The sequence below is a fragment of the Streptomyces sp. NPDC058665 genome (assembly GCF_042714995.1).
In the GTDB taxonomy this organism is placed as follows: domain Bacteria; phylum Actinomycetota; class Actinomycetes; order Streptomycetales; family Streptomycetaceae; genus Streptomyces.
On sequence record NZ_JBHXRX010000030.1, the window covers coordinates 1 to 25,324 of the forward strand.

Annotated in this window: 23 protein-coding genes and 1 tRNA gene; 8 read left to right on the forward strand and 16 right to left on the reverse strand. The window is 69.6% G+C overall.

Features of this window, described 5'->3' with window-relative positions; genetic code table 11:
- Positions 1-182: 182 nt before the first annotated feature.
- The gene (locus ACFWV8_RS20670; RefSeq protein WP_384204007.1) at positions 183-2,723 is read right to left on the reverse strand and encodes an MFS transporter; all 2,541 of its coding nucleotides are present in this window, start codon (positions 2,721-2,723) and stop codon (positions 183-185) included.
- Between the two features lie 16 nt (positions 2,724-2,739).
- Entirely contained in the window at positions 2,740-3,294 is a 555-nt protein-coding gene (locus ACFWV8_RS20675) for a MarR family winged helix-turn-helix transcriptional regulator (RefSeq protein ID WP_384204010.1), read from the reverse strand.
- A 254-nt stretch (positions 3,295-3,548) separates the two neighbouring features.
- Between ACFWV8_RS20675 and ACFWV8_RS20680 the strand changes: the two genes are divergently transcribed.
- Positions 3,549-3,755 (forward strand): hypothetical protein, encoded by a 207-nt coding sequence (locus ACFWV8_RS20680; protein ID WP_329385359.1) that lies wholly within the window; start codon positions 3,549-3,551, stop codon positions 3,753-3,755.
- Positions 3,756-3,976: 221 nt separating this feature from the next.
- Here ACFWV8_RS20680 and ACFWV8_RS20685 read toward each other — a convergent pair whose 3' ends face one another.
- The 4 genes from ACFWV8_RS20685 to ACFWV8_RS20700 form a co-directional block, all read right to left on the reverse strand.
- Complete coding sequence (locus ACFWV8_RS20685; protein ID WP_384204014.1) at positions 3,977-4,855, reverse strand: RNA polymerase sigma factor SigF; 879 nt, start codon at positions 4,853-4,855, stop codon at positions 3,977-3,979.
- A gap of 221 nt (positions 4,856-5,076) precedes the next feature.
- Positions 5,077-6,027, reverse strand: coding sequence for an RNA polymerase sigma factor SigF (locus ACFWV8_RS20690; RefSeq protein WP_384204017.1), 951 nt, complete (start codon positions 6,025-6,027; stop codon positions 5,077-5,079).
- A 223-nt stretch (positions 6,028-6,250) separates the two neighbouring features.
- Positions 6,251-6,544 carry a Dabb family protein gene (locus ACFWV8_RS20695; RefSeq protein WP_384204020.1) on the reverse strand — a complete coding sequence of 98 codons (294 nt, stop codon included), beginning with the start codon at positions 6,542-6,544 and terminating at the stop codon, positions 6,251-6,253.
- A 103-nt stretch (positions 6,545-6,647) separates the two neighbouring features.
- Positions 6,648-6,812, reverse strand: coding sequence for a hypothetical protein (locus ACFWV8_RS20700; RefSeq protein WP_384204022.1), 165 nt, complete (start codon positions 6,810-6,812; stop codon positions 6,648-6,650).
- A 520-nt stretch (positions 6,813-7,332) separates the two neighbouring features.
- On the opposite strand from ACFWV8_RS20700, the gene ACFWV8_RS20705 reads away from it, so the two are divergent.
- Together ACFWV8_RS20705 and ACFWV8_RS20710 are read left to right on the forward strand one after the other, a co-directional pair.
- Entirely contained in the window at positions 7,333-9,417 is a 2,085-nt protein-coding gene (locus tag ACFWV8_RS20705) for a discoidin domain-containing protein (protein ID WP_384204194.1), read from the forward strand.
- Positions 9,418-9,539: 122 nt separating this feature from the next.
- Positions 9,540-10,424, forward strand: a complete 885-nt coding sequence (locus ACFWV8_RS20710) for a TIGR03621 family F420-dependent LLM class oxidoreductase (protein WP_384204025.1) — start codon at positions 9,540-9,542, stop codon at positions 10,422-10,424.
- 89 nt (positions 10,425-10,513) lie between these two features.
- Here the strand turns inward: ACFWV8_RS20710 and ACFWV8_RS20715 are convergent.
- The 4 genes from ACFWV8_RS20715 to ACFWV8_RS20730 all read right to left on the reverse strand — a co-directional run bounded on the left by ACFWV8_RS20715 (position 10,514) and on the right by ACFWV8_RS20730 (position 12,161).
- Positions 10,514-10,598 (reverse strand) — tRNA-Ser (locus ACFWV8_RS20715).
- A gap of 31 nt (positions 10,599-10,629) precedes the next feature.
- Positions 10,630-11,133, reverse strand: coding sequence for a tRNA adenosine(34) deaminase TadA (gene tadA / locus ACFWV8_RS20720; protein ID WP_384204197.1), 504 nt, complete (start codon positions 11,131-11,133; stop codon positions 10,630-10,632).
- Between the two features lie 41 nt (positions 11,134-11,174).
- Positions 11,175-11,729 carry a hypothetical protein gene (locus ACFWV8_RS20725; RefSeq protein ID WP_329385375.1) on the reverse strand — a complete coding sequence of 185 codons (555 nt, stop codon included), beginning with the start codon at positions 11,727-11,729 and terminating at the stop codon, positions 11,175-11,177.
- A 252-nt stretch (positions 11,730-11,981) separates the two neighbouring features.
- Positions 11,982-12,161, reverse strand: coding sequence for a hypothetical protein (locus ACFWV8_RS20730; protein WP_329392354.1), 180 nt, complete (start codon positions 12,159-12,161; stop codon positions 11,982-11,984).
- Between the two features lie 309 nt (positions 12,162-12,470).
- Between ACFWV8_RS20730 and upp the strand changes: the two genes are divergently transcribed.
- Entirely contained in the window at positions 12,471-13,106 is a 636-nt protein-coding gene (gene upp / locus ACFWV8_RS20735) for a uracil phosphoribosyltransferase (protein WP_329385376.1), read from the forward strand.
- Positions 13,107-13,209: 103 nt separating this feature from the next.
- Here the strand turns inward: upp and ACFWV8_RS20740 are convergent, their stop codons facing one another.
- The 4 genes from ACFWV8_RS20740 to ACFWV8_RS20755 form a co-directional block, all read right to left on the reverse strand.
- Positions 13,210-13,845 carry a LytR C-terminal domain-containing protein gene (locus ACFWV8_RS20740; RefSeq protein WP_384204028.1) on the reverse strand — a complete coding sequence of 212 codons (636 nt, stop codon included), beginning with the start codon at positions 13,843-13,845 and terminating at the stop codon, positions 13,210-13,212.
- Positions 13,846-14,006: 161 nt separating this feature from the next.
- Positions 14,007-14,309, reverse strand: a complete 303-nt coding sequence (locus tag ACFWV8_RS20745) for a type II toxin-antitoxin system VapB family antitoxin (RefSeq protein ID WP_023540426.1) — start codon at positions 14,307-14,309, stop codon at positions 14,007-14,009.
- 291 nt (positions 14,310-14,600) lie between these two features.
- Positions 14,601-16,196: a M28 family metallopeptidase gene (locus ACFWV8_RS20750; protein ID WP_384204030.1), complete on the reverse strand. Its 1,596-nt coding sequence runs from the start codon at positions 16,194-16,196 to the stop codon at positions 14,601-14,603.
- A gap of 128 nt (positions 16,197-16,324) precedes the next feature.
- The gene (locus tag ACFWV8_RS20755; RefSeq protein ID WP_384204033.1) at positions 16,325-16,927 is read right to left on the reverse strand and encodes an HhH-GPD-type base excision DNA repair protein; all 603 of its coding nucleotides are present in this window, start codon (positions 16,925-16,927) and stop codon (positions 16,325-16,327) included.
- 165 nt (positions 16,928-17,092) lie between these two features.
- Here ACFWV8_RS20755 and ACFWV8_RS20760 point away from each other — a divergent pair, with 165 nt between their 5' ends.
- From ACFWV8_RS20760 to ACFWV8_RS20775, 4 genes are all read left to right on the forward strand, one after another.
- Positions 17,093-19,390: a germacradienol/geosmin synthase gene (locus ACFWV8_RS20760; RefSeq protein WP_384204035.1), complete on the forward strand. Its 2,298-nt coding sequence runs from the start codon at positions 17,093-17,095 to the stop codon at positions 19,388-19,390.
- A 33-nt stretch (positions 19,391-19,423) separates the two neighbouring features.
- Positions 19,424-21,709 (forward strand): protein kinase, encoded by a 2,286-nt coding sequence (locus ACFWV8_RS20765; protein ID WP_384204037.1) that lies wholly within the window; start codon positions 19,424-19,426, stop codon positions 21,707-21,709.
- Between the two features lie 90 nt (positions 21,710-21,799).
- Entirely contained in the window at positions 21,800-22,441 is a 642-nt protein-coding gene (locus ACFWV8_RS20770) for a TetR/AcrR family transcriptional regulator (protein WP_384204040.1), read from the forward strand.
- 13 nt (positions 22,442-22,454) lie between these two features.
- Positions 22,455-23,393: an SDR family oxidoreductase gene (locus ACFWV8_RS20775; RefSeq protein WP_384204043.1), complete on the forward strand. Its 939-nt coding sequence runs from the start codon at positions 22,455-22,457 to the stop codon at positions 23,391-23,393.
- 16 nt (positions 23,394-23,409) lie between these two features.
- Here the strand turns inward: ACFWV8_RS20775 and ACFWV8_RS20780 are convergent, their stop codons facing one another.
- Together ACFWV8_RS20780 and ACFWV8_RS20785 are read right to left on the reverse strand one after the other, a co-directional pair.
- Positions 23,410-24,630 carry an RNA polymerase sigma factor gene (locus tag ACFWV8_RS20780; RefSeq protein WP_384204200.1) on the reverse strand — a complete coding sequence of 407 codons (1,221 nt, stop codon included), beginning with the start codon at positions 24,628-24,630 and terminating at the stop codon, positions 23,410-23,412.
- Between the two features lie 148 nt (positions 24,631-24,778).
- Positions 24,779-25,195, reverse strand: coding sequence for a YciI family protein (locus ACFWV8_RS20785; RefSeq protein ID WP_329385395.1), 417 nt, complete (start codon positions 25,193-25,195; stop codon positions 24,779-24,781).
- Positions 25,196-25,324: the final 129 nt, after the last annotated feature.

Genomic DNA, 25,324 nt, shown 5'->3' on the forward strand with positions numbered 1-25,324 from the left:
GGCTCGCGGTCCCTGGCACGCACGCTCTCCCCCGTAGCCCCCGAGGGGGGCACGGGAGGTGCCCCCTCCGTTGTCGTCGGTCGCCGACGCTCCGCGTCGTCTCCCTCCTCCGCCTTGCGACCGCACGCACCAGACCCCGCTCCCTGATCCGGCCTGATCCAAAAGACACGCCCTAGCCCCGCTTATTCTCCGGGGTGCGCGAGCTCGATGTCATGGCCGTCGATTCCGCTTCCGGCCACGGTCAGGGTCCCGGCGGCCGGCGGGTAACCGGTCGCTATGACCGTGTACTCACCCGCGTCCAGGTCCGCGAAACCGTATGCACCGTCGTCACCGGTCGTCGCCGTGGCGACCACGTTCCCCGCCGCGTCGATCAGGGTGACGCGCGCGTCGGGCAGCGGACGCCGGTCGGCGCCGGCCCGGACGGTGCCCTGCACGAGCGCACCCGCCCGCAGGACGGCCTCGACACGAGTCACACCCTGGGCGCCGATCTCCACCGGGAGGGCCAGCGGCCGGAAACCGGTCGCGTTCACGGCCACGGTCACGGAGCCGGGCAGCAGCTCACCGAAGGCGAACTCGCCCTGGTCGGTGGACTTTCCGGTCGCCAGTACGTCGCCGCGTACGTCGGTCACGATGACCATCGCGCCTTCGACGGGCGTATCGCTCTCCTCGCTCCGTACGGAGCCGGTGAGCCCGCTCGTACCGGCGAGCAGGATGTCGTACGCCAGCGGCTCCGCGCCGACGGTCACCGTGACGGCCTGCGGCTGGAAACCGTCGGCCGAGGCGATCAGGACGTACGAGCCGGCCTCGGGCGCGTCCACGGTGTACCCGCCGTCGTCCCCGGCGACCGCGCGGCCCAACTGCCGCCCGCCCGGGGTGATGAGGGTGATCGCGGCCCGCGCCACGGCGCCGCCCTCGCTGCCGCGTACGAGGCCATGGACGGTGATGCCGCCGGAGCCCTGCGCGCCGCCCTGCGCGCCGTCTGGGGCGCTCCCCGGGGCCTCACCGGCGGTCGCCACGCCCGGCACGGGAGCCGGAGCCGTCGCTTCCACGGTGACGAGCGCCTCCACGCCCACGTCCATCGGCACCGCCGACCCGTCCGGCGCCTCCTCCGGGCTCTCCGCCGCGTCGTTCCCGGCACGCGTCTTCAGCGCGACCTCCTTGATGAACAGGGTGACGAAGAAGGCGAGCAGCGCGGCCGGAGCCGAGAAGAGGAAGACGTCGGCGACGCCGTGTCCGTACGCGGCCTCCACGACGGTCCGCATCGGACCGGGCAGCGTGTCCAGATTCGGGATGCCCCCGCCGCCCGTACCGGCGTGACCGGCCGCAGCCGCGTCTGGACCGAGGTCGGCGAGACCGTCCTTGACGTACGAGGTGACCCGGTGGCCCAGCACCGCGCCCAGCGCCGAGACGCCGATCGCACCGCCGAGCGAGCGGAAGAAGGTGACGACGGAACTCGCGGCGCCCAAGTCCTGGGGGGAGACCTGGTTCTGGGTGCACAGGACCAGGTTCTGCATCATCATGCCGATGCCGAGGCCCATGATCGCCATGAAGGCCGCGATGTGCCAGTACTCGGTGTCGTACCGGATGGTGCCCAGGAGTCCGAGGCCGGCCGTCACCAGCACACCACCGCTGACGAGCCACGCCTTCCAGCGTCCCGTCTTGGTGATGACGAGGCCTGAGACGGTCGAGGAGAGGAAGAGCCCGCCGATCATCGGGATGGTCATCACCCCGGACATCGTGGGTGACTTGTCGCGCGCCAGCTGGAAGTACTGGCTGAAGAAGACCGTGCCGGCGAACATCGCGATACCGACGAAGAGCGAGGCCAGCGACGCGAGGGTGATCGTGCGGTTGCGGAAGAGGCGCAGTGGGATGATCGGCTCGCTCGCCCGCGACTCGGTGTAGAGGAAGAGCGCGCCGAGCACGACCGTGCCGGCGAGCATCGCGTACGTCTGCCCGGAGATCCAGTCGTACTTGTCACCGGCGAAGGTGACCCAGAGCAGCAGCAGCGAGACGGCCGCGCTGATCAGGAACGCGCCGGTCCAGTCGATCTTGACCTTGCGCTTGACCACCGGGAGCTTGAGGGTCTTCTGCAGCACGATCAGCGCGATGACGGCGAAGGGGACGCCGACGTAGAAGCACCAGCGCCAGCCGAGCCAGGACGTGTCGGTGATGACACCGCCGATGAGCGGGCCGCCGACGGTGGCGACGGCGAAGGTCGCGCCGAGGTAGCCGCTGTAGCGTCCGCGCTCACGCGGGGCGATCATCGCGGCCATGATGATCTGCGCCAGGGCGGTGAGACCGCCGACGCCGATGCCCTGGATGACGCGGAAGACGATCAGCGTTCCCGCGCTCTGGGAGAGTCCGGCCGCCGCCGATGCGACCACATAGAGGGTCAGTGCTATCTGGACCAGCAGCTTCTTGCTGAAAAGGTCGGCGAGCTTGCCCCACAGGGGAGTGGTGGCCGTCATCGCCAGCAGCGAGGCGGTCACCACCCAGGTGTACGCGCTCTGTCCGCCGCCGAGGTCGGAGATGATCTCGGGCAGGGCGTTGGTGACGACCGTCGAGGAGAGGATCGCCACGAACATGCCGAGCAGCAGCCCGGAGAGCGCCTCCATGATCTGACGGTGAGTCATCGGTGTGCCGGGCGCGACGGGGGCGGGGGAGCCTCCGCCGTGCTTGGGGTGGCCGCCCCGTACACCCGTGGATGTGGTGGTCGTAGCCATTGAATTCCTTTGTCGTTCACGTCTGTTGTTGCCGCGCGGGCGAATCACGCTGTGCGGGTGCGGGTGCGGGTGCGGGTGCGGGGCCGGAGGCGGGTGTGGGGGCACGGGCAGAGGAGCCGGGGCTGTCGTCGTAACGGCCGGGCCGGCAATCACCGAAGTTCTCACGCAGGCGCGCCAGCATAGTGTTGAGCTGCCCCACCTCGTCGTCGGTCCAGTCGGAAAGAGCGCGGGCGAACATCTCGGTCGTGCGCCGTGAAAGTTCGTCGAGCAGTTCGCGGCCCGCCGGCGTGAGCCGCAGGATGCGGGACCGCCGGTCGGCGAGGTCGGGGGCGCGCTCGATCCAGCCGCGCTCGGCCGCGTGGGCCACATGCCTGCTGGTCACGGACATGTCCACGGCCAGCAATTCGGCGAGGCGGCTCATCCGCATCTCGCCGTGCTGCTCCAGCAGGGCCAGTACCGCGGCGGAGCCGCCCGGACAGTCGGGGGGCAGGACACGGGAGAGTCCCCGTTTCACGGCGCCGATGGCGCTGAGTTGGTGGGCCAGTTCCGCGTACTGACTCTTGGCGGCCATGACCCCTCCGTAGACCCCTCGCCCATGTTGTTGCTTAGGGCAACCATAGAAGCGTTTGGTTGCTGAAGGCAAACTAAAAATGGGCATCAGGAGTAAAGGAACCCAAAAGGCTCGGCATGGCAGGGGTCAATGAGGTAAAGGGGGCCGGGAGGGACGCGGGAGACGGGCGCGGGGGATGGCCGGCGCGACCCGTACGGCCTGGAAACGGCCCCGGGGGTTGGGCGCGGGTGCGGTGTTCGCTAGGGTCCTGGCTCATGGCACACAACCCCCATGCCCCGCAGGGCCCCGAGGGAAATCCCGACCCCGCGGGCAGCACCCAGATGTTCCGCGCCTTTGTCGACGACGGTGAGCCGCAGCGCCGGCAGGCGCCACAGCAGAGCGGATCGAAGACCGGACTGATCGTCGGCGTCGTGGCCGCGATCGTGATCCTGGGCGCGGTCGCCTGGCTTGCGCTCGGCTGACCGCAAGCCCGCCGACTTCGAGCCCTACTGATCGCCGGCCCACCGGGCGTAAGCCCCAGGTCTCACACCTGAGCCCAGGTCTCACTCCTGACGGTGGCGCTCCGCTCCCTGCGGGGCGCCACCGCGGTGACCGCACCCGGACCCGCTGCCGGCTCCGAGCGGTGGCTCGCGGGCCGTGTCGTGGCCCGGCGCGCCCGTCGTCCTCGCGGTGACGTCCCTCCTCAGTCCGAGATCAGCCCTTCCCGCAGCTGCGCCAGCGTGCGGGTCAGCAGGCGTGAGACATGCATCTGCGAGATGCCGACCTCCTCGCCGATCTGGGACTGCGTCATGTTCGCGAAGAAGCGCAGCATGATGATCTGCCGCTCGCGGGGCGGGAGTTTGGCCAGCAGCGGCTTCAGCGACTCGCGGTACTCCACGCCTTCCAGGGCCGTGTCCTCGTACCCCAGACGGTCCGCGAGCGATCCCTCGCCGCCGTCGTCCTCGGGGGACGGCGAGTCCAGCGAGGAGGCCGTGTACGCGTTCCCGACCGCGAGGCCGTCGACAACGTCCTCCTCCGACACGCCCAGTACCACGGCGAGTTCGGGAACGGTCGGCGAGCGGTCGAGCTTCTGGGCCAGCTCGTCGCTGGCCTTCGTCAGTGCCAGCCGCAGCTCCTGGAGCCGGCGGGGCACGCGCACGGACCACGACGTGTCGCGGAAGAAGCGCTTGATCTCGCCGACGACGGTCGGCATCGCGAACGTGGGGAATTCCACGCCCCGTTCGCAGTCGAACCGGTCGATCGCCTTGATGAGGCCGATCGTGCCGACCTGGACGATGTCCTCCATCGGCTCGTTGCGGCTGCGGAACCGGGCCGCCGCGTAACGCACCAGCGGCAGATTCAGCTCGATGAGGGTGTCACGTACGTAGGTCCGCTCCGGGCTGTCCTGGGCGAGCACGGCGAGCCGCAGGAACAGGGAGCGGGACAGAGTGCGGGTGTCGATGACTTCCGGCTGGGACGCGCGCGGTTCGGCCGCGCGGTCGAGAGCATCCGGCGCGTCGTTCGGTGCCTGGTCGCTCTTGTTGAGCGTGAGCACCTTCGAGCTGCCCTGTTCTACGGACATGCCACCCCCTTGAGGTCGCTGACGGTCGCGGTGGCCGCTCCCGTCGAAGGAACGCAGCCTCCACCTGAATACCGGCGGTGGGACTGCGGCAAACGCGGTTCCAGCAGAATGTCACATGTCGTCAACACGCTGTAGCGCCAAGTCGACATATCTGCACCGGAATGTGGGGGTATGCGAATTTGCAGCAGGTGGGGACGCTCCGGGGTTACTACCCGGAAGAGCTATGCCTCGATCCTGTTTGCGGATCGCAAACGCGCGAAGCTTCGCGCCAGGAGCCTTGACACATGCATCTGGGAGACGCCGAGTTCCTGACTGATCTGCGACTGCGTCAGGTTGTTGTAGTAGCGCAGCATCAGGATCCGCTGCTCCCGCTCGGGCAGCTGCACCAGCAGATGCCGGACCAGATCGCGGTGCTCGACGCCGGCGAGCGCGGGGTCCTCGTAGCCGAGCCGGTCGAGCAGTCCCGGCAGCCCGTCGCCCTCCTGGGCCGCCTCCAGGGACGTCGCGTGGTACGAGCGGCCCGCCTCGATGCACGCGAGGACCTCCTCCTCGGAGATCTTCAGCCGCGCGGCGATCTCGGTGGTGGTGGGCGAGCGGCCGTGAGCCGTCGTCAGGTCCTCCGTGGCGCCGGTGACCTGGACCCACAGCTCGTGCAGCCTGCGCGGTACGTGGACGGTCCGCACGTTGTCGCGGAAGTAGCGTTTGATCTCGCCGACGACGGTCGGCATCGCGAAGGTCGGGAACTGCACGCCGCGGTCCGGGTCGAACCGGTCGATCGCGTTGATCAGACCGATCGTGCCGACCTGGACGACGTCTTCCATCGGTTCGTTACGGCTCCGGAAGCGGGCGGCGGCGTAGCGCACGAGGGGCAGATTCGCCTCGATCAGCGCGCTGCGTACGCGGGTGTGCTCGGGGCTGCCGCGCTCCAGGTCCTTGATCTGCGAGAAGAGCAGCTGGGTGAGGGCCCTGGTGTCGGCGCCGCGGGTGCCCGGCGTGGAGGGCCGTGGCTCGTTCTCGCTCGGGGTCTCGACGAGGGGGGCGTCGGTCTGATCGTTGCTCTGGGCGTCGGTCCGAGTGCCGGTCCGAGTGCCGGCCTGGGCGTCCGACCGGTCGTCGTCGTCCCGGGTGTCCGACCGGTCGTCGTTCGACCGGGACTCGATCTGGGGCGGCATTTGAGGCGTTGTACTGGCCGGCACGGTCACGCCACCCCTTCACGGTCAACTACGGTCAACTCATCCGTCAAAAGCGGTCATAGCATCACAAGACTTGCCCACTGTGTGCAAGCACCAGAAAACTCCGTGTTGACGGAGAATCCCCTGTTCAAACTCGAAAAGCCCCACGCCGGTGAGGTGTGGGGCCAGGAGGGTCAAGGGCCGGAAAACCGGTCGGAACCGGTCAGAACTCGTAGTCGGCGATCACCCAGGTGGCGAATTCCCGCCACTGGGTGACGCCCGCCTGATGGTCGGGGTGCTCCAGATACCGGGTCAGGGCGCCCGCGTCGGCGACAGCCGCGTTGATGGCGAAGTCCTGGGCGACCGGCCGGTCGCTGGTGTTCCAGCCGCACTCCCAGAACTCAAGCTCCGGGATCTTGCCGCCGAGCTCCGCGAAGGCGCGTGCGCCCGCGATCACCCGGGGTTCGTCGCGCGAGACGCCCTCGTTGAGTTTGAAGAGGACCAGGTGCCGGATCAAGGGGATCTCCTAAGAAGGGCGCGGCGCGGGCCGGGGCGGAACACGGCGTCCGGGCGGGACCCGTCGTCAGGAGCTGCCGTCCTGGGCCGCCGTCCGGCCGTGGCTACTCTACGAGCTCGGTCATGAACTCACCGACGCCCTGGGCCGCGTCCGATATGCCTTCGAAGCCCACCTGGACCAGATCGGCCGCCCGCTCGGGCGAGGTGATGATCGTATACAGCACGAAGACAACGACCAGATAGAGCGCGATCTTCTTCGTTTGCACCATCAGCGCTGCCTCCCCTGCTGTCTCCGGTGCGATCGCGTGAGTCTAACCGTACGAATGGGCCGGTTCGGAGGCCGATTTCGATCACCCGCGTGACCGCTTCCGGCCGCACCGCGTCGACGCGTGGTCGCCGCGCCTCCGGTCGGGACGCCGTACGCGAGGTGCCCCGGGCCCGCGCCGTCAGGATCTGAACGGACACTCCGCACGACAGCTGGCGAACATGAGCAAATGCCTCGCCAGGTCGGTTAGTTGTTGTTCGGAGACCAACGGATGACGGCTGGTCTGTGCACAACTCTTGACGTGTACGAAACACGGGAGAACCATCTGCGATACGAGAGAGCGCTCTCTGGGTATCCCCCGGATCTCTCCGCGCATCCCGAACTCCCCCACGTCGTCCGAGACTTCAGGAGACCTGCCCATGCACGCTCCGCTGTCCGTTGTTCCGGTGTTCAGGAGACCCGCGTCGGTACGCCGCCGCGGCATAGCCGCGTCCATCGCCGCCACCCTGGTCGCCTCCCTGCTGATGCTCATCCCCACCGCCACCCCCGCGAGCGCCGCACCGACCCTGCTCTCCCAGGGCAAGCCGGTGACGGTCTCCAGCACCGAGAACGGCGGCACGCCCGCCGCCGCGGCCGTCGACGGGGACACCGGCACCCGCTGGTCGAGCGCCGCCGCCGACCCCCAGTGGATCCAGATCGACCTCGGCTCCCCGGTCGCGCTCAGCCAGGTCGTGCTGCGCTGGGAGGCCGCGTACGCCACGGCGTACAAGATCGAGCTCTCCACGAACGGCACCAGCTGGACCAGCGCGTACTCCACCACCACGGGCCCCGGCGGCAACGAGACGCTGAACGTCTCCGGCAGCGCCCGCTACGTGAAGCTGACCGGCACCACCCGCGCCACCCCGTACGGCTACTCCCTCTGGGAGTTCCAGGTGTACGGCGAGAGCGGCGGCCCCGGCGGACCGATCCAGGGCGGCGGTGACCTCGGCCCCAACGTCAAGGTCTTCGACCCATCGACGCCCGGCATCCAAGGCACGCTCGACCAGATCTTCCGGCAGCAGGAGTCGGCCCAGTTCGGCACCGGGCGCTACCAACTGCTGTTCAAACCGGGCACGTACAACAACATCAACGCCCAACTCGGCTTCTACACCTCGATCTCCGGTCTGGGCCTCAAGCCGGACGACACGAACATCAACGGCGATGTGACCGTGGACGCCGGCTGGTTCAACGGCAACGCCACGCAAAACTTCTGGCGCTCCGCCGAGAACCTCGCGCTCAACCCGGTCAGCGGCAGCAACCGCTGGGCCGTCGCGCAGGCCGCCCCCTTCCGCCGTATGCACGTCAAGGGCGGACTCAACCTCGCACCGAACGGATACGGCTGGGCCAGCGGCGGCTACATCGCCGACAGCAAGGTCGACGGCACCATCACGCCGTACTCCCAGCAGCAGTGGTACACCCGTGACAGCGCCATCGGCGGCTGGGGCAACGGGGTCTGGAACATGGCGTTCTCCGGCGTCGAGGGCGCGCCCGCGCAGTCCTTCCCGAACCCGCCGTACACCACCCTGAACAACACCCCGACCTCCCGCGAGAAGCCGTTCCTCTATCTGGACGGCAACACGTACAACGTCTTCGTGCCGGCCAAGCGCACCAGCGCGCGCGGCGTCTCCTGGAACGGCACCCCGCAGGGCGAGTCCCTGCCGCTCGACCAGTTCTACGTGGTCAAGCCCGGCGCCACGGCGGCCACGATCAACGCGGCGCTCGCGCAGGGCCTGCACCTGCTCTTCACCCCGGGCATCTACCACGTCGACCAGTCCATCAACGTCAACCGGGCGAACACCGTGGTCCTCGGCCTCGGGTACGCCACGATCATCCCGGACAACGGTGTGACGGCGATGAAGGTCGCCGACGTCGACGGCGTGAAGCTGGCCGGCTTCCTGATCGACGCCGGACCCGTGAACTCCCCGACGCTGCTTGAGGTCGGCCCGCAGAACTCGTCGGCCGGTCACTCCGCCAACCCGACGACCGTCCAGGACGTCTTCATCCGCATCGGCGGCGCCGGCCCCGGCAAGGCGACCACCAGCATGGTCGTCAACAGCAACGACACGATCATCGACCATACCTGGATCTGGCGGGCGGACCACGGGGACGGTGTCGGCTGGGAGACCAACCGTGCCGACTACGGCCTCCAGGTGAACGGCGACAACGTGCTCGCGACCGGGCTGTTCGTCGAACACTTCAACAAGTACGACGTGCGATGGAGCGGTGAGAACGGCCGGACGATCTTCTTCCAGAACGAGAAGGCGTACGACGCACCGAACCAGGCCGCCATCCAGAACGGGAGCATCCAGGGCTTCGCCGCGTACAAGGTGGATGATTCCGTCGTCAACCACCAGGGCTGGGCGATGGGCAGCTACTGCAACTACACGTCCGATCCGAACATCCGTCAGGAACACGGATTCCAGGCGCCGGTGAAGCCAGGGGTGAGGTTTCAGAACATTCTGGTTGTCTCCCTCGGCGGCATGGGCCAGTACAACCACGTGATCAACAGCATCGGATCACCGACGTCGGGCACGTCGACGGTCCCGTCGAACGTGATCAACTTCCCGTAGAAGCCGTATCTCAGGGCCCGGTCTCCCGGCGGAGAGACCGGGCCCTGAGCGCGCAATGACTATTATGAATAAAAGAGGAGAAATCTACCCTCTTGGGACATCGATCCCGTCGAGAGGAAGCCATGTCCACCCGCCCCTTCCGTTTCGGCGTCAGCATGACGTCCACCGGATCGCACGAGGTCTGGCAGGCCAAGGCCCGGCAGGCCGAGGAGCTTGGTTACGACGTGCTCCACATCCCCGACCATCTGGGTGTGTCGGCGCCCTTCCCCGCCCTGGTGTCCGCCGCTGACGCGACCACCACCCTGCGGGTCGGCACCCTCGTCCTCAACTCCGGCTTCTACCGGCCCGCCCTGCTGGCCAGGGACATCGCGGACACCGACCAGCTCACCGACGGCCGGCTGGAGGTCGGGCTCGGCGCGGGCTGCGTAGGGGCGGAGTTCCACGCGGCGGAGCTGGCGTATCCCAGCCCCGAGGAGCGGGTCGACAACCTGGCGCACACGGTCGCCGAGCTGCACCGGATGTTCGCCACCCCGGAGCAGCGGCCCGCGGTCCGCCAGCGCCCGGGGCCACCGCTCCTCCTGGCCGGCCTCAGCGACCGTATTCTGCGGCTGGCCGCCCGCGAGGCGGACATCATCGGCTTCCCGGTCATGACGCACCGGACCCCACCGGGGCTGGACCCGCGGCAGGTCCTCGCGGACCGGGTCGATCATGTCCGCGCCGAGGCGGGCGCGCGCTTCGGCCGTCTGGAACTGAACCTGTTCGTATCGTCGGTGGTCCTCGGCGACGCCAACTCCACCCCGGAATCCCTGGACCTGACGGCCGTCCACCGTACGGCCCCGAATCTGACCAGGGACCAGATCCTGCGACTGCCCAACGTACTGGCGGGCACGGTCGAGCAGATCGCCGAGACGCTGGACCGCTACCGGGACACGTACCGCCTGACGTACTTCTCCGTACTCGAACCGCACATGACCGACTTCGCGAAGGTCATCGACCGACTGCGCTGACCGCCCCGGCGTGCCTGGCGGCGGGCCTCGTACGGCCACGCAAAACACCCTCCCGATCCACGTTTCCGCAGATCAGGAGGGTGTGAGAGCGGTAGCGGAGGGATTTGAACCCTCGGTGAGTTTCCCCACACTCGCTTTCGAGGCGAGCTCCTTCGGCCGCTCGGACACGCTACCGAGAGAGAGCTTAGCCCAAGGTGGCCCCTGCTCAGAAATCGGTATTCCGGCGGTCCCGGAAGAAGGCTCTGAGCAGCTCCGAGCACTCCTCGGCGAGCACTCCGTGGATCACTTCCGGGCGGTGGTTGAGACGGCGGTCGCGTACGACGTCCCAGAGCGAGCCCGCCGCTCCCGCCTTCTCGTCGAGCGCCCCGTACACGACGCGGGCGACCCGCGACTGCACGAGCGCGCCCGCGCACATCGTGCACGGCTCCAGGGTCACCACGAGCGTGCAGTCCGTCAGCCGCCAGGTGCCGAGTTCCGCCGCCGCGCGGCGGATCGCCAGGACCTCCGCGTGCGCGGTGGGGTCGCCGGTCAGCTCGCGTTCGTTGTGGCCGCCGGAGAGCGGGGTGCCGTCGGGTGACAGCACGACGGCACCGACCGGCACATCGCCGGCCGGCGTCGCACGCGCGGCCTGCTCCAGGGCGAGTCGCATCGCCGCCCGCCACGGGTCACGCACCGGATCGGTCTCCGGCCCGTTCACCTGGTTGTTCACCGGGTCGGGCGACGGTCCGGCGCCCGGGTCGCGCTCTGTCACTACCGGGCGGTCTCCAGGACCTCGGATGCGCCCAGCGCGTCCGCGATCTCGGCCATGGCGTCGGTGTCCAGCGCCAGCAACTCCGCCTCCGAGAGGCCCAGGTCGGCGAGGATCGTGCGGTCGCCCACCGGTCCCGCGGGTACCGATCCGGGGCCGGCCGCGTCGGCGGCGGCGGTGCCGTCGTCCGGGTCCTCCGTGTCCTCCTGCTCTTCAGTCTCGCCGTCCTCGGTACCGTCGAGGTCCAGCGTGTCCAGGGCGTCGGCGAGGTCGTCATCGTCCCCGCCGAGCAATTCGTCCGTCAGGATCTCCCCGTACGAGGAGCGTGCGGCCATGGCCGCGTCGGAGACGTAGATGCGAGGATCTTCCTCGCCCTCCACGCGGAGCACGCCGAACCAGGCGTCCTCCTGCTCGATGAAGACGAGCACCGTGTCCTCGTCCACCGAGGCTTCCCGGGCCAGGTCGGTCAGATCCGACAAGGTCTCCACGTCGTCGAGCTCTGTGTCGCTCGCTTCCCACCCGTCTTCGGTGCGCGCGAGCAGTGCGGCGAAGTACACCGTGACTCTCCCACTGGTCAGAGGTGACGATTCGGCGGTGCGCTGCGCTCTGCCCCGCCCACTACTCGGAATCGTGGCAGAAAGCGGGCGATTGCGAGAGGTCTTCCGTCGTTGCGTCGTGGAGGCATTTTATTGGACGCCACCGGATGCGCTGTGCGCGGAGGGGGTCCGGAGCCCCGGGAGCGGAGGCCGGCCGATGCCCAAGTGGCCGTCCCGCGAAGGCCGGAGGGCTGCTGGGTGACCTGTCGGTGACTACCAGCGGAACGTCCGCATCCGCATCTGCTGGCGCATCCGGGCCGCGCGGGCCTGCCGAGGTTTCACCCGCTCGCGCAGGGCCTTGGCCTCGTTCAACTCCCGCAGGAACTGCGCACGCCGTCGCCGGCGGGCCGCGCCGCTGTCGTCGGAGACAAGATCCGCGGCGGGGTCGGGCAGGGGGTCGGGCGTGGTGTCGGGCGTTATGTCGGACACAGGTTCGGGTGTGAGTCCGGGGCCCGTGACGGGTCCGGCGGGCTCCCGGGCCTGGAGGCCGAGGGGATCCCCGGCCTCCACCTCGGCCGCCCCGCCGCCGCCTCGCCCCTGAGGATTTCGCCGCTGCCGGTCCGGCATCGCCGCCTCACCACCCCACGACTCGGTTGACTGTGGCCCCCGCGTCCCCGTGTACGCGTGCCCAGTCACCTTCCCTTCGGGCAGGGGATTGATGCCCGCGGGAGCCATGGGCCGGGCCACGGTTACTGTGGAGGCATGCGGATTCATGTCGTCGACCACCCGCTGGTCGCGCACAAACTCACCACGTTGCGCGACAAGCGCACCGACTCCCCTACCTTCCGACGCCTCGCCGACGAGCTGGTCACGCTCCTCGCGTACGAGGCCACCAGGGACGTGCGCACCGAGCAGGTCGACATCGAGACTCCGGTGACGCCGACCACGGGTGTGAAGCTGTCCCACCCGCGCCCTCTCGTGGTGCCGATCCTCCGGGCCGGTCTCGGCATGCTCGACGGCATGGTGCGGCTGCTCCCGACCGCCGAGGTCGGTTTCCTCGGGATGATCCGTAACGAGGAGACGCTTGAGGCGTCGACGTACGCGACCCGGATGCCCGAGGACCTGTCGGGCCGGCAGGTGTACGTCCTGGACCCGATGCTGGCCACCGGCGGCACGCTGGTCACGGCGCTGCGTGAGCTCATCAAGCGCGGCGCCGACGACGTGACGGCCGTGGTGCTGCTCGCGGCGCCTGAGGGCGTCGAGGTGATGGAGCGCGAGCTGGCGGGCACGCCGGTCACGGTGGTCACGGCGGCGGTCGACGAGCGGCTGAACGACCGCGGGTACATCGTTCCTGGGCTGGGCGACGCGGGTGACCGTATGTACGGGACGGTCGACTAGACCGACAGGCACGCGTACGGCGAACTTTGGGCCCTGTCCGACTCCTGCGGACAGGGCCCTTGGCCTTCGGTGTGGGTCAAGAGGCTCGCGTGGCTCAAGCTGCTCAGCAAGGGCCGCCGGGCGCGGGCCTGGTGAGGGTGGCCAGGGCCTGGTCGGCGTCCTTCTTGACGCTCAGGCTCTTGAAGGCCGTACCGAGCAGCAGATCGACGTCCTTGGTCGTCCGGGCGTCGTGCTCGGACTTCGCGCCCTTCAACTGGGCGCCGAGCACCGTGAGGGGCCCCTCCGCGGTGCCCGGGGCGCCGAGCAGTATGCCGGTGCCGGGGATCTTCTTGTCGTACTCCGCCGGCGCGTTGCCCACCTTGCCGATGACGAAGCCGCGCTTCTTGAGCTCGTCCGCGGTGGCCTTGGCGAGTCCCGCGCGCGGAGTCGCGTTGTAGACGTTGACCTTGATCTGGGCCGGCTTGGGCAGCGGCTTGGCGACCGCCGCCGACGCGGACGGCGACGGCTTGCAGTCGCGCCCGCCGGCCGACGCGGTCGTGGTCTTGTCCTTCGTTCCGTCGTCCGCCGTGAACACGTCGATGAGCTGTACGGTCCCCCAGCCGACCAGACCGAGGGCGACGAACGCGGCGACGGCCGCGAGCACGATCCTGCGGCGGTGCCGGGGGCGGCGCATGCGCGGGTACTTGGACCCCGTAATACGGTACTTGCCGCCCATGCCAGGGGGGGTGAGCATGCTCATGGCCGCAGCGTAGTGCGCGCCGGTAGTGATTCCTACTAAATGATCAACAGGTTGGGCCTGAAGCGGCCGGAAAGACCCCGAAAGGCTCAGTGGCCGTCCGCTTGAGGGGGCGTCGGCGGTCCGTCGGGCCTCGGTCTGTCAGACCTGGGACCCCCGGTCGCTCAGCCCAGGTCCAGTTCGAGAACGCGCGCGTGCAGCACCTGTCGCTGCTGGAGTGCGGCGCGGACGGCGCGGTGCAGTCCGTCCTCCAGATACAGGTCGCCCTGCCACTTCACGACGTGCGCGAAGAGGTCTCCGTAGAAGGTCGAGTCCTCGGCGAGCAGCGTCTCCAGATCCAGTTGGCCCTTCGTGGTGACGAGCTGATCGAGGCGGACCGGGCGCGGCGCTACGTCCGCCCACTGCCGGGTGCTTTCCCGGCCGTGGTCGGGATACGGCCGCCCGTTACCGATGCGCTTGAAGATCACACGGAAAGCCTACCGGGCGACCGCCTCCAGGCGCAGCCATGGCGCGGTGGTGCAAACAGATCCATACGGGTCAAAGTAGGAGCGGCGTATGAGTGGAACCGTCCCGTCCGGTGACGTCGTCGCCCATATCGCCTCCTTAGGAGGCCCTCGCGACCGCTGCCAGCGCGGTGGGCGGACGCACGGCGGGCGCCGGGGGAGTCAGCTTCCCCGGCGCCCGCGGTGTGTGGCTTTCCGTCAGCCCGACTGTCGGTCAGAACATCAGGCAGCTGGGCCCTCAGACTTCTCGGGCTGTCAGGCCCGGGACTCGTGCTCGTGGGCGTTCGACGCGCCGACACCCGTGTCGCCGCCGGTGGTGTGCTCCACCTTGGCGGAGGGGGCCGCGCCCGCCGCGCCTGCCGCTCCCGCGCCTGCCGCGCCCGCCTTCGCGGTGAGCGGACTCAGGTCGTGGGCGTAGTGGCCGACAGCGTTGGCGATGACGTCGATGTTGACGTCGAACGCCTCCTTGTTGATGTTGTCGAGGTCGTCGCAGGCCGCGTGGTAGCAGGCGTCGTACGCGACCCCGGCCTCGCCGCCGAACTTCGCCGCCTGCTCGGCCGTCTTGATGCCCTCGGCGCCGGTGAAGGTCCCCCCGGAGGGGATGCCGACCTCTATGAAGGGCCCGTAGTCGGAGCGGCCGGTGAAGTCGGTGCCCTCGTGCGGATAGTCGACGCTGTCGAGGAAGTCGGTGATGCCCTTCTCCAACTGCGCGGATCCCTCCGGCCCCGGACCCTCGCCCACGCCGTCCGAGTTGTCGCCGTCGTAGACGAACTGGCCGAAGTTCGGCGAGCCGATCATGTCGAAGTTCAGGTAGAGCTTGATCTGTTCGGCCTGCTCGGGGCTGAGGCCCTTCACGTAGTCCTCGGCGCCCAGCAGCCCGAGCTCCTCGGCCGACCACCACGCGAAGCGCACCTTGTTGGCGGGCTTCTCGTGCGACTTGGCGAGATCCAGGGCGACTTCGAGGAGACCGGCGGAGCCCGACGCGTTGTCGTTGATGCCCGGTCCCGCGGTGACGGAGTCCAGGTGCGAGCCGAGCATCACCGTGTTGGCGGCCTTGCCGCCCTTGGTCTCGGCGATGACGTTGCGCGTGACGCGCTTCTCCTGGAGCTGACGGATGTCCAGCGAGACCTTCACGGGGCCGGCCGCGGCCTCGGCGGCGAGCCTGGCGCCCTCGGCCTGGGTGACACCGCCCGTGGGGATCCTGGCCGCCGCCGGGTCGCCCAGGGTGCCGCTGAGGGCGCCCTCGGTGTTGTTCGAGACGATCGCGGCGACCGCTCCCGCGCCGGCCGCCGTCTGCTGCTTCACGGCGAAGTCGCAGCCGCCGCGCTGGATGAGCGCGATCTTGCCGGTGAAGGCGCCCGCCGCGTAGTCGCCGGGCTCGCAGCCGGTGGTCGCGTCGACCGGTACGACGGCGAGTTCGGCCTCGATCCCGCCCTTGGGCGTGGACTTCGTGTACGACATGGCCGTGATCTCGGAGTCGCGCGGCGTCGGCGCGGTGACCTTCAGCGTCTGGGCCTGCGTCTCGATGTACGTGAACTCGAAGCTGTCGTAACTGACGTCGTAACCGGCCTTCTTGAGAAGGCTGTAGACGTACGCGGCGGAGGCGTCGTGGCCGAGCGAGCCCGCGGCGCGGTGGCCGTCGGCGGAGTCGGCGATGTCCTGGAACTTCTTCAGGTGCTTGTACGCGTCCTTGCCGGACGCCTCCTTGACGAGCTTCCTGGCGAGCTTCGCCGCGTCCTTCGCCGGGTCGGGCCTGTTGTGCGCGGAGGCGGCGGATGCGGACAGCAGAAGCGGGGCGGTGAGCGCGGTGGCGGCTGCGACTGCCAGGAGTCTGCGGGACGTTGCGTTCACAGGGGTCCTTCCGATGCGAACGAGCGAGATTGAACGAGAAAGCTAGCGACCCGGGAGCTCGTAGGGGAACAGATGTGCCACAAGTCATGCGCTCACCTGGGTGGTCTCTGCCGCCGCCTGAGGTGCGCTCAGCTCCTGGTGCTCTCCGCCGCCTTCGCCGCCTTGGCGGCGCGCTTCGTCTCCTGCTTGTGCTCGCGGACCTTGGCCAGGGTTTCGGGCCCCGTGATGTCCGCCGCCGAGCGGTACGAGCCCTCCTCCCCGTACGCGCCGGCCGACGCGCGCCAGCCCTCGGGCCGTACGCCGTACTGCTTGCCGAGCAGCGCGAGGAAGATCTGGGACTTCTGCTTGCCGTAGCCGGGGAGTTCGCTCAGCCGCTTGAGCAGCTCCGGGCCGGTGGCGACATCTCGCCACAGCGCGGCGGCGTCCCCGTCGTAGTGCGCGACCAGGAACTGGCAGAGCTGCTGGACACGCTTGGCCATGGACCCCGGGTACCGGTGCACGGCGGGCTTCTCGGTGAGCAGCGCGGCGAAGGCCTCGGGGGCGTACGTCGCGATCGTGTGCGCGTCCAGATCGTCACCCCCCATGCGGACGGCGATGGTGTACGGCCCCGCGAAGGCCCATTCCATGGGCACCTGCTGGTCCAGCAGCATGCCCACCAGCGCGGCCAGCGGGCTGCGGCCGAGTAGCTCGTCGGCCTCGGGTTGCTGTGCGATGCGAATCGTCGTGCTCATGGGCAGATGGTGGACCGGGAGGCGGAAAATTTGAGGGAGGCCACGCCCTGAAGGTGTGTTCATACGACTGTTTTGTGGCGCGGATGGCGGTACGTGGCGGGGGGTAGAGCTGAACACGGACAGTTACCGGAATGTTCCGGAATCCTCGGGAAAGGCCGCACAGCAGTGACACAGCCCTTTGAACTGCCGGATTTCTACATGCCTTATCCGGCGCGCATCAACCCGCGTCTGGAGGAGGCCAGGGAGCACTCCCGGACGTGGGCGCGGGACATGGGGATGCTGGAAGGCTCCGGGATCTGGGAGCAGAGCGATCTCGACGCCCACGACTACGCCCTCCTGTGCTCGTACACCCATCCCGACTGCTCGGGGCCGCAGTTGTCGCTGGTCACGGACTGGTATGTGTGGGTCTTCTTCTTCGACGACCACTTCCTGGAGATCTTCAAGAGAACGCAGGATCGGGAGGGCGGCAAGGCGTATCTCGACCGGCTCGCCGCGTTCATGCCGATGGATCTCGCCGACGGATTCCCGGTGCCGACGAATCCGGTGGAGGCGGGTCTTGCCGACCTCTGGAAGCGGACAGTCCCGTCGATGTCCCTGGACTGGCGGGCGCGATTCGCCGAGAGCACGGAGAATCTGCTCAACGAATCCCTCTGGGAGCTCGCCAACATCAACGCCGAGCGGATCGCGAATCCCGTCGAGTACATCGAGATGCGCCGCAAGGTGGGCGGGGCGCCGTGGTCGGCCGGGCTCATCGAGTACGCGGCGGGGGCGGAGGTCCCGGCCGCGATCGCCGATTCCCGTCCGCTGCGGGTCCTGCGGGACAGCTTTTCCGACGGGGTCCATCTGCGGAACGACCTCTTCTCGTACCAGCGGGAGATCGAGGAGGAGGGCGAGCTGAGCAACGGGGTGCTCGTCCTGGAGACGTTCCTGGGCTGTACGACACAGGAGGCGGCCGACGCGGTGAACGACCTGCTGACCTCCCGGCTCCACCAGTTCGAGAACACGGCCCTGACGGAGCTGGGCCCGCTCTTCGTGGAGAAGGGGATCGACCCGGTCGCGGCGGCCGGGACCCTCGCGTACGTGAAGGGCCTCCAGGACTGGCAGTCCGGCGGCCACGAGTGGCACATGCGCTCCAGCCGGTACATGAACGGCGCGGGCGCGGACGGCGGGCCCGGGGCGGGCGAGACGGCGGGGCCGCTGTTCTCGCAGACCCCCGTCGGGCGCTGGACGGCGGCGTCGGACTGTCTCAAGAGCCTCACCAGCGGCTCCTCCGTCCGGGCGCGCGCCCACAGCCATCTGCCGTACCAGCGGGTGGGGCCGTCGATCATCCCCGAGTTCGAGATGCCGTTCGACGCGTCGCTCAGTCCGCATCTGGAGGCGTCGCGGGAGCACGTCGTGGAGTGGGCGGGCCGGATGGGCATCCTGGAGGGGCAGCCGGGCATCCCGGGCTCGGACATCTGGGACGAGGACCGGATCCGGCGCATCGACCTCCCGCTCTGCGCCGCCGGCATCCACCCGGACGCCACGCGCGAGGGGCTCGACCTGACCTCGGACTGGCTGGCCTGGGGGACGTACGGCGACGACTACTTCCCCGCCGTGTACGGCCACGCCCGCAATCTGGCGGGGGCCAAGGCCTGCGACGAACGGCTGTCGCTGTTCATGCCGCTCGACACACTCGCCACCCCGCCACCGCTCACGGCCCTGGAGCGCGGCCTGGCCGACCTGTGGACTCGTACGGCGGGCCCGATGGACATGGACGCCCGCCGGGACTTCCGCGCGGCGGTCGAGGAGATGACGGCCAGCTGGGTCTGGGAGCTGGCCAACCAGATCCAGAACCGCGTCCCGGACCCCGTCGACTACATCGAGATGCGCCGCCACACCTTCGGCTCCAACCTGACGATGAGCCTGTCCCGCATCGGCCACGGCCGGACGGTGCCGCCCGCGATCTACCGCAGCGGCCCGATGAAGTCCCTGGAGAACGCCGCCCAGGACTACGCCTCGCTGATGAACGACCTCTTCTCGTACCAGAAGGAGATCGAGTTCGAGGGCGAGATCCACAACGGCGTCCTGGTCGTGCAGTCCTTCTTCAACTGCGATTACCCGACGGGTGTCGCGATTATCCACGACCTGATGAAGGGCCGCATGCGCCAGTTCCAGCATGTGGCGGCCAACGAACTCCCCGTCCTGTACGACGACTTCGCCCTCACCCCCGAGGCACGCGCGGTCCTCGCCGGCTACGTGAAGGAACTGGAGAACTGGCTCTCCGGAATCCTGGTCTGGCACCGGGGCTGCCACCGCTACAAGGAGGAGGACCTGCTCCCCACCCCCGCCCCCCTCACCCACCGCCTCCCCCCACCCCCGAAGGGCCCAGGCACCTCAGCCATCCGCATCCACCTTCCGTCACCGGCACTTGGGGCAGCCCTGGGGGGCCTGCGGGAGGACGCGGCTCAGGCCGGGAGATAGCCTCGCAGCGTCGTCTGGGGAGGGGAGCGCGTCGTGCGGGGGCGGTTGCTGAGCGGGCGGTACGAGTTGGGGGAGTTGCTCGGGGCCGGGGGGATGGGGGAGGTCTGGCGGGCGCGGGACCGGGAGTTGGGGCGGGACGTGGCCGTAAAGCTGCTTCTCGCGCCCGGGGGTGAGGGGGAGCGGAAGGAGCAGCTGGCGCGGTTCCGGCGGGAGGCGCGGGCCGTGGCCTCGTTGGACAGTCCGCACATCGTGGCCGTGCACGACCACGGGACGGACGGCGACAGCCCGTACCTGGTGATGGCCCTGGTGGAGGGCCGTACGCTGCACGACGTTCTCGCCGAGAGCGGGCGGGCGAGTGTGGCCGACGCGCTCGGGTGGGCCGTGGATGTGTGCCGGGGGCTGGAGGTCGCGCACGCGGCGGGCATCGTGCACCGCGACATCAAGCCGGCGAACATCATGGTCACCGGTGAGGGCGTCGCCAAGGTCGTGGACTTCGGCATCGCCAAGTACACCGAGGAGCGGTCCAGCGATCCGCGGCTGACCCGGACCGGGGAGGCGCCGTTCGGCAGTGTGCTGTACATGGCGCCCGAGCGGTTTCAGCAGCGGAACGGCGACGGGCGTACGGATCTCTACGCGTTGGGCTGTGTGCTGTACGAACTCCTGGTCGGGCGACCGCCGTTCGTCGGTCATGCGGCCGGGATCATGTACAACCACCTGAACGACGAGCCCCTGCGGCCGAGCCGTGCCCGTGCCGAACTCGGCCCCGATGTCGACCGGTTGATCCTGTCCCTGATGGCCAAGGACCCCGACGACCGGCCGTCGGACGCGCGTGCGGCGCGCGTGGAGCTGGAGCGGGTGCTGCGGGGCGGGGGCAAGGCCGAGGCCGCGGCGGCTGTCGTCGTACCTGAGCCGGCGTCCGCAGTCGTTCGCCCGCCCGAGCCCGAGCCTGACGACGTACATCCGCCCGAGCCCGACCCCGATCCCGAGGATGTACGTCCGAGCCCCCGGCCTCATGTCGTCGCCAAGGTCCCCTCCCCGCCTCCCCCGCCGTCTCCCCCGCGCCGTGGTCGGCGCAACGCCCTCGTCGGGGCCGCCGTCGCGCTCGTTGTGCTCGGCATACCGGCCGCGGTCGTGCTCTCGTCCTCGGCGACGTCCTCCTCCTCGTCCTCGTCGTCCGGTCGGGCACCGGTCGGCGGGCCCAGCGCGGCGATGGCGGACCAGTACGTCGTGGGGGTCGCGTACGACTGGTCCCTCGACGAGTCGTACGGCGAGGAGCGCGCCGCGATCGTCGAGGCGGCGTTCAAGGACGCCGAGCGCACCACGCACAAGAGGCTGCCCGTGCGCGTCGTCCCGGTGAAGGACGACCAGCGGACCCCGGCGACCGAACTGCTGGACACGTACCCGGGCATGATCGCGTTGATCGGTGACACCAGCAGCGTCGACGGCGTCGAGACCGACTTCGACCAGGGCATGGCCGCGATCGACACCTGCAAGGGAGGCTCGGGCCCGGACTTCGCCTTCGGCATGATGCCGTCGGAGTTCGAGGTGGGCGAGCAGGAAGGGCGCTATCTGCGCGGCGCGTACGACGCGGACAAGCTGATCGTCGGCTCCGACTACCACTGGGACGACAAGCTCGCCGAGGACGATCCGAACCACCTCAAGCTCGGGCACGGCCTGCGCGAGGCGGGTGTCGACGCCGTCGAGTCCGCGGCGTATCCGGAGGAGATGAACGAGGCGGACGTCGCCCGGGACGTCCAGGACAACCGGCCCGACACCGTCACCCTGCCCAACTCCCGGCAGCGCGACGGGTGGGTCGACGCCCTGAAGAAGTCCGGGCAGTTGATGGTCGTGCAGGACAACTACGAAGCGTCGTGCGACTCCGAGGACGACCACGAATACACCGACGCCCGCGACAAGTTGGTGCCTGACGGCACGCTGCGCTTCCGTTCCTTCCACGACGAGCGGCAGCCGAAGGCGGACTGCGAGCTGTTCCCGCGGGTCTGCGCCGCCCCGGCCGCGCAGCGGAAGATGTTCGAGGCGCGGGGCGGGGTCGAGCTGTACGACGGCACGCTCGTGCTCGCCGCCGGCATCCGGCAGGTCATGGACGACGGGGCCCTGCCGGAGCGGGGTGGTGAGGACGAGGACCCCGGGAGCGCGCGGGTCGCGCTGCGGAAGGCCATGGACGCCGTCGACGTGAAGGGGCTGCTGGGCCGGTACCGCTTCAAGGACCACCAGGCGCTCGACCGGCCGGTGTGGATTGATGTGCGCGAGAAGGGCACGTGGAAACAGCTCGGGACGGTCGGCAGCCTGACCGGCTGACGGGGCCGCGGGCTGTTGCCGCGTCTCTCCGTGTCCTGTTTAATGAATGAACATGCATTTATTAATCGAGCGAGTGAGGGAGCAGTGGCCGTGGCCGGACGTCCCCGTGGTGTCGACGACTCGGTGATCCTGCGGGCGACCGCCGACATCGTCGGACGTGTCGGGCCCGCCGGGCTCACGCTCGCGGCGGTGGCCCGCGAGGTGGGCCTCGTGCCGGGCACGCTCATGCAGCGCTTCGGTTCCAAGCGGGGCCTGCTGCTGGCGCTGGCGGAGCGGGCCGCCGAGAGCGCGCGGGACCAGGCGCGTACGTCGCCGGAGCGGCTGCGGCGCGCGAACGGGTCGGCGCTCGCCGCGCTGACCGCGCTGCTCGTGGAGTCGATGGAGCCGATGACGACTCCGCAGACGTACGCCAACCATCTGGCGTTCCTCTGTCTGGACCTTGGCGAACCGGAGTTCCACGCGCACGCCCTCACCGTTCACCGGGCCGAGCGGCGCGCCGTCGAGGAGTTGCTGACCGCCGCCGTCGCGGCGGGGGAGTTGAGGGCCGGGACGGATGTCGGGGCGCTGGCCCTTTCCGTGCAGGCGATGTCAGCCGGTGCCGGGCTGGTCTGGGCGCTCGACCGCGAAGGGACGCTGGAGCAGCGGATACGTCAGGAGATCGATGTGGTGCTGGCGCACCACGTGTCGTCGCCCGTACACCGGCCCGGCCACTGCGAGTTGGAGGAAGCATGAGAGACGAGGAAGCATGAGAGACGTGGAGAAGGCGGCCGGGGCGGCGGGCGAGTCTCGCCCGCTGGCGGGCAAGGTCGCGCTCGTCGCGGGCGGTACCCGGGGCGGCGGGCGCGGTATCGCGGTCGAACTCGGCGCGGCCGGGGCGACGGTGTACGTCACCGGCCGCAGCAGCTCCGCCGGGCGTTCCGACCTGGACCGCCCCGAGACCATCGAGGGGACGGCCGGTCTGGTCACCGCCGCCGGTGGGCGCGGCATCGCCGTCCGTACCGACCACAGCAGTCCCGAAGAGGTGCGGGCCCTCGTCGGCCGGATCGCCGACGAGCAGGACGGGCGGCTGGACATTCTCGTCAACTCCGTATGGGGCGGCGACCCGTTGACCGACTGGGAGCATCCGCTCTGGGAGCAGGACCTGGACGCCGGGTTCCGGCTGCTGCGGCAGGCGGTCGACACGCATGTGATCACCAGCCGTTACACGCTGCCGCTGCTGGTCGCCCGCCGCGGCGGGCTGGTCGTGGAGGTGACGGACGGGAACACCGCCCGCTATCGGGGGTCCTTCTTCTACGACCTGGTGAAGTCCTCGGTGATCCGCCTCGCCGTCGCGCAGGCGGCCGAGTTGAAGCCGTACGGCGTCGCAGCCGTCGCGATCACGCCCGGCTTTCTGCGCTCCGAGGCGATGCTGGACGGGCTCGGCGTCACCGAGGAGACCTGGCGGGACGCGGTGGCCGATGACCCGAACTTCGCCTACTCCGAGAGCCCGGCGTATCTGGGGCGCGCGGTCGCCGCGCTGGCCGCGGATCCGGACATCATGACCAAGTCGGGCCGGGCGCTGGCGACATGGGGGCTGTACGAGGAGTACGGCTTCACGGACGCGGACGGTACGCGGCCGGACTTCGCCGCCCACTGGGCCAGGTCGCTGGTCGCGGAGTACGGGCCGCTCGGCGAACCGCTGTAGGACCGCGGGGCGGAGGTCAGTCGCGCAGCCGGGCCGCGCGCATCAGCAGGTAGCGCGTCTCCGGGAGGCTGAGCGTGCGTTCGGCCGCCAACTGATAGGCGGCCACGGCGCCTTCCTTGTCACCCGCCTTCTCCAGCAGATGCGCCCGCACCGCGTCGAGCCGGTGGTGCCCCGCCAACTCCTCGTCCAGATCCTTGAGTTCGGCGAGTCCGGCCTCCGGACCGTGCGCCATCGAAATCGCGACGGCCCTGCTCAGCGCGGCCATCGGCTCGGGCCCGGGAGCACGGCGCAGCAACTCGTCGTACAGAGCCACGATCTGGGGCCAGTCGGTCCCATCGGCGCTCGGCGCCTCGTCGTGCAGCGCGGCGATGGCTGCCTGCAACTGATAGGCACCGGCGGGCCCTTGGGACAGGGCCTCCTCGACCAGCGCCGTACCTTCGTCGATCGCGGCACGGTCCCAGCGGGTGCGGTCCTGCTCGTCCAGGGGGATCAGTTCACCGTGCGGTCCGGTGCGGGCCGCGCTCCGCGCCTCGGTCAGCAGCATCAGCGCGAGCAGGCCCGTCACCGCGCCCTCCGTCGGCAGCAGCCGCCGTATGGCTCGCGTGAGCCGGATCGCCTCGTACGCGAGGTCCGCGCGGTGCAACGTGCTGCCGGAGGTGGCCGTATGGCCCTCGTTGAAGATCAGGTAGAGCACCTGGAGGACGGTCGCGAGCCGGCGGTCGCGGTCCTCCGGCCCCGGCTGCCGGAAGGGCACCCCCTTGATCTTCTGCTTCGCCCTGCTGATGCGCTGCGCCATCGTCGCCTCGGGCACCAGATGGGCGCGGGCGATCTCGGCGGTGGTGAGACCGCCGACGGCGCGCAGGGTGAGCGCGGTGCGGCCGGCGGCGGGCAGTTCGGGATGGCAGCAGAGGAAGAGCAGGGTGAGGGTGTCGTCCTCCGAGGGGGCGCGGCTCTCCCCGGGCGGCGGTGCGGTGAAGGAGTCCCTGGGGGTGAGCGCGGCGGCGCTCTCCTCGCGCCTGCGCCGCGCCTCTTCGCTGCGGAGCTGGTCCACGAGTCGGCGGGAGGCGGTCTTGATCAGCCAGCCGCGCGGGTTGTCGGGGCGGCCGGCGGCCGGCCACTGCTGGGCGGCGGCGATGAGCGCTTCCTGTACGGCGTCCTCGGCGAGGTCGAAGTGGCCGTAGCGGCGGACGAGCGCGCCGAGGACCTGCGGCGCGTTTCGGCGCAGCAGGTCCTCGATCGGGGTGGGGCCGGCCGATGGGGCCGCACGGTTCGTGCGGCGCGCACCGACATGGTTCTCGTCGCTCGCGCCGTTGTCCGCGGTGTCGTCCGTGCCGTGGTTCACACCGCGTATTACACCCCGGGTGGACCCAGGTGCGCGCGGTGTCTCAGCCATCCACCCCCGGACCGTCCGGGATGGGCCGGATGACGACGGGGTAGACCGGGGCGCCCTCGGGCTGGGGGCAGGCGGCGACGCGCGCCGCGATCTCGGTGACCCGCTCCAGGCTCGCGCAGTCGAGTACCCAGTAGCCGGCGAGCAGTTCCTTCGTCTCGCCGTACGGCCCGTCCGTGATCACGGGCTTGCCGTCCTTGTCCGCGCTGACGAAGCGGGTCTCCGAGGGCGCGGCCAGGCCGTTCGCGTCGACCAGTTCACCGGACTCGGCGAGGTCGTTGTTGACCTCCCCCATGAAGGCGAACATCGCCTGCATGTCCTTCTCGCTCCAGGCCGGGCTCTGCGCGGACCCCTTGCCGGTCATGGCGTCGTAGTCGACCTGGGAGCCCTGGACCATCACCAGATACTTCATGACTTCACTCCTTGTTTCTGTGTTGTCGCCTCTTCCGGGCAACTCTCACAGGGGACGTCGGAGCCGATGACGGGTTCTCGACAGCTCGGGAGGATTTTTTTCGAATCACTCCGTCGGGCCATGTAGGCG

What these genes read in the sequence shown, in the direction of transcription:
- ACFWV8_RS20775 (WP_384204043.1), top strand. Translation starts at nt 22,455, where the DNA reads ATGAGAGACGTGGAGAAGGCGGCCGGGGCGGCGGGCGAGTCTCGCCCG.
- ACFWV8_RS20785 (WP_329385395.1), bottom strand. Translation starts at nt 25,195, where the DNA reads ATGAAGTATCTGGTGATGGTCCAGGGCTCCCAGGTCGACTACGACGCC.
- upp (WP_329385376.1), top strand. Translation starts at nt 12,471, where the DNA reads ATGCGGATTCATGTCGTCGACCACCCGCTGGTCGCGCACAAACTCACC.
- ACFWV8_RS20690 (WP_384204017.1), bottom strand. Translation starts at nt 6,027, where the DNA reads ATGCCGCCCCAGATCGAGTCCCGGTCGAACGACGACCGGTCGGACACC.
- ACFWV8_RS20680 (WP_329385359.1), top strand. Translation starts at nt 3,549, where the DNA reads ATGGCACACAACCCCCATGCCCCGCAGGGCCCCGAGGGAAATCCCGAC.
- ACFWV8_RS20705 (WP_384204194.1), top strand. Translation starts at nt 7,333, where the DNA reads ATGCTCATCCCCACCGCCACCCCCGCGAGCGCCGCACCGACCCTGCTC.
- ACFWV8_RS20685 (WP_384204014.1), bottom strand. Translation starts at nt 4,855, where the DNA reads ATGTCCGTAGAACAGGGCAGCTCGAAGGTGCTCACGCTCAACAAGAGC.
- ACFWV8_RS20675 (WP_384204010.1), bottom strand. Translation starts at nt 3,294, where the DNA reads ATGGCCGCCAAGAGTCAGTACGCGGAACTGGCCCACCAACTCAGCGCC.
- ACFWV8_RS20710 (WP_384204025.1), top strand. Translation starts at nt 9,540, where the DNA reads ATGTCCACCCGCCCCTTCCGTTTCGGCGTCAGCATGACGTCCACCGGA.
- ACFWV8_RS20755 (WP_384204033.1), bottom strand. Translation starts at nt 16,927, where the DNA reads ATGAGCACGACGATTCGCATCGCACAGCAACCCGAGGCCGACGAGCTA.
- ACFWV8_RS20670 (WP_384204007.1), bottom strand. Translation starts at nt 2,723, where the DNA reads ATGGCTACGACCACCACATCCACGGGTGTACGGGGCGGCCACCCCAAG.
- ACFWV8_RS20700 (WP_384204022.1), bottom strand. Translation starts at nt 6,812, where the DNA reads ATGGTGCAAACGAAGAAGATCGCGCTCTATCTGGTCGTTGTCTTCGTG.
- ACFWV8_RS20740 (WP_384204028.1), bottom strand. Translation starts at nt 13,845, where the DNA reads ATGAGCATGCTCACCCCCCCTGGCATGGGCGGCAAGTACCGTATTACG.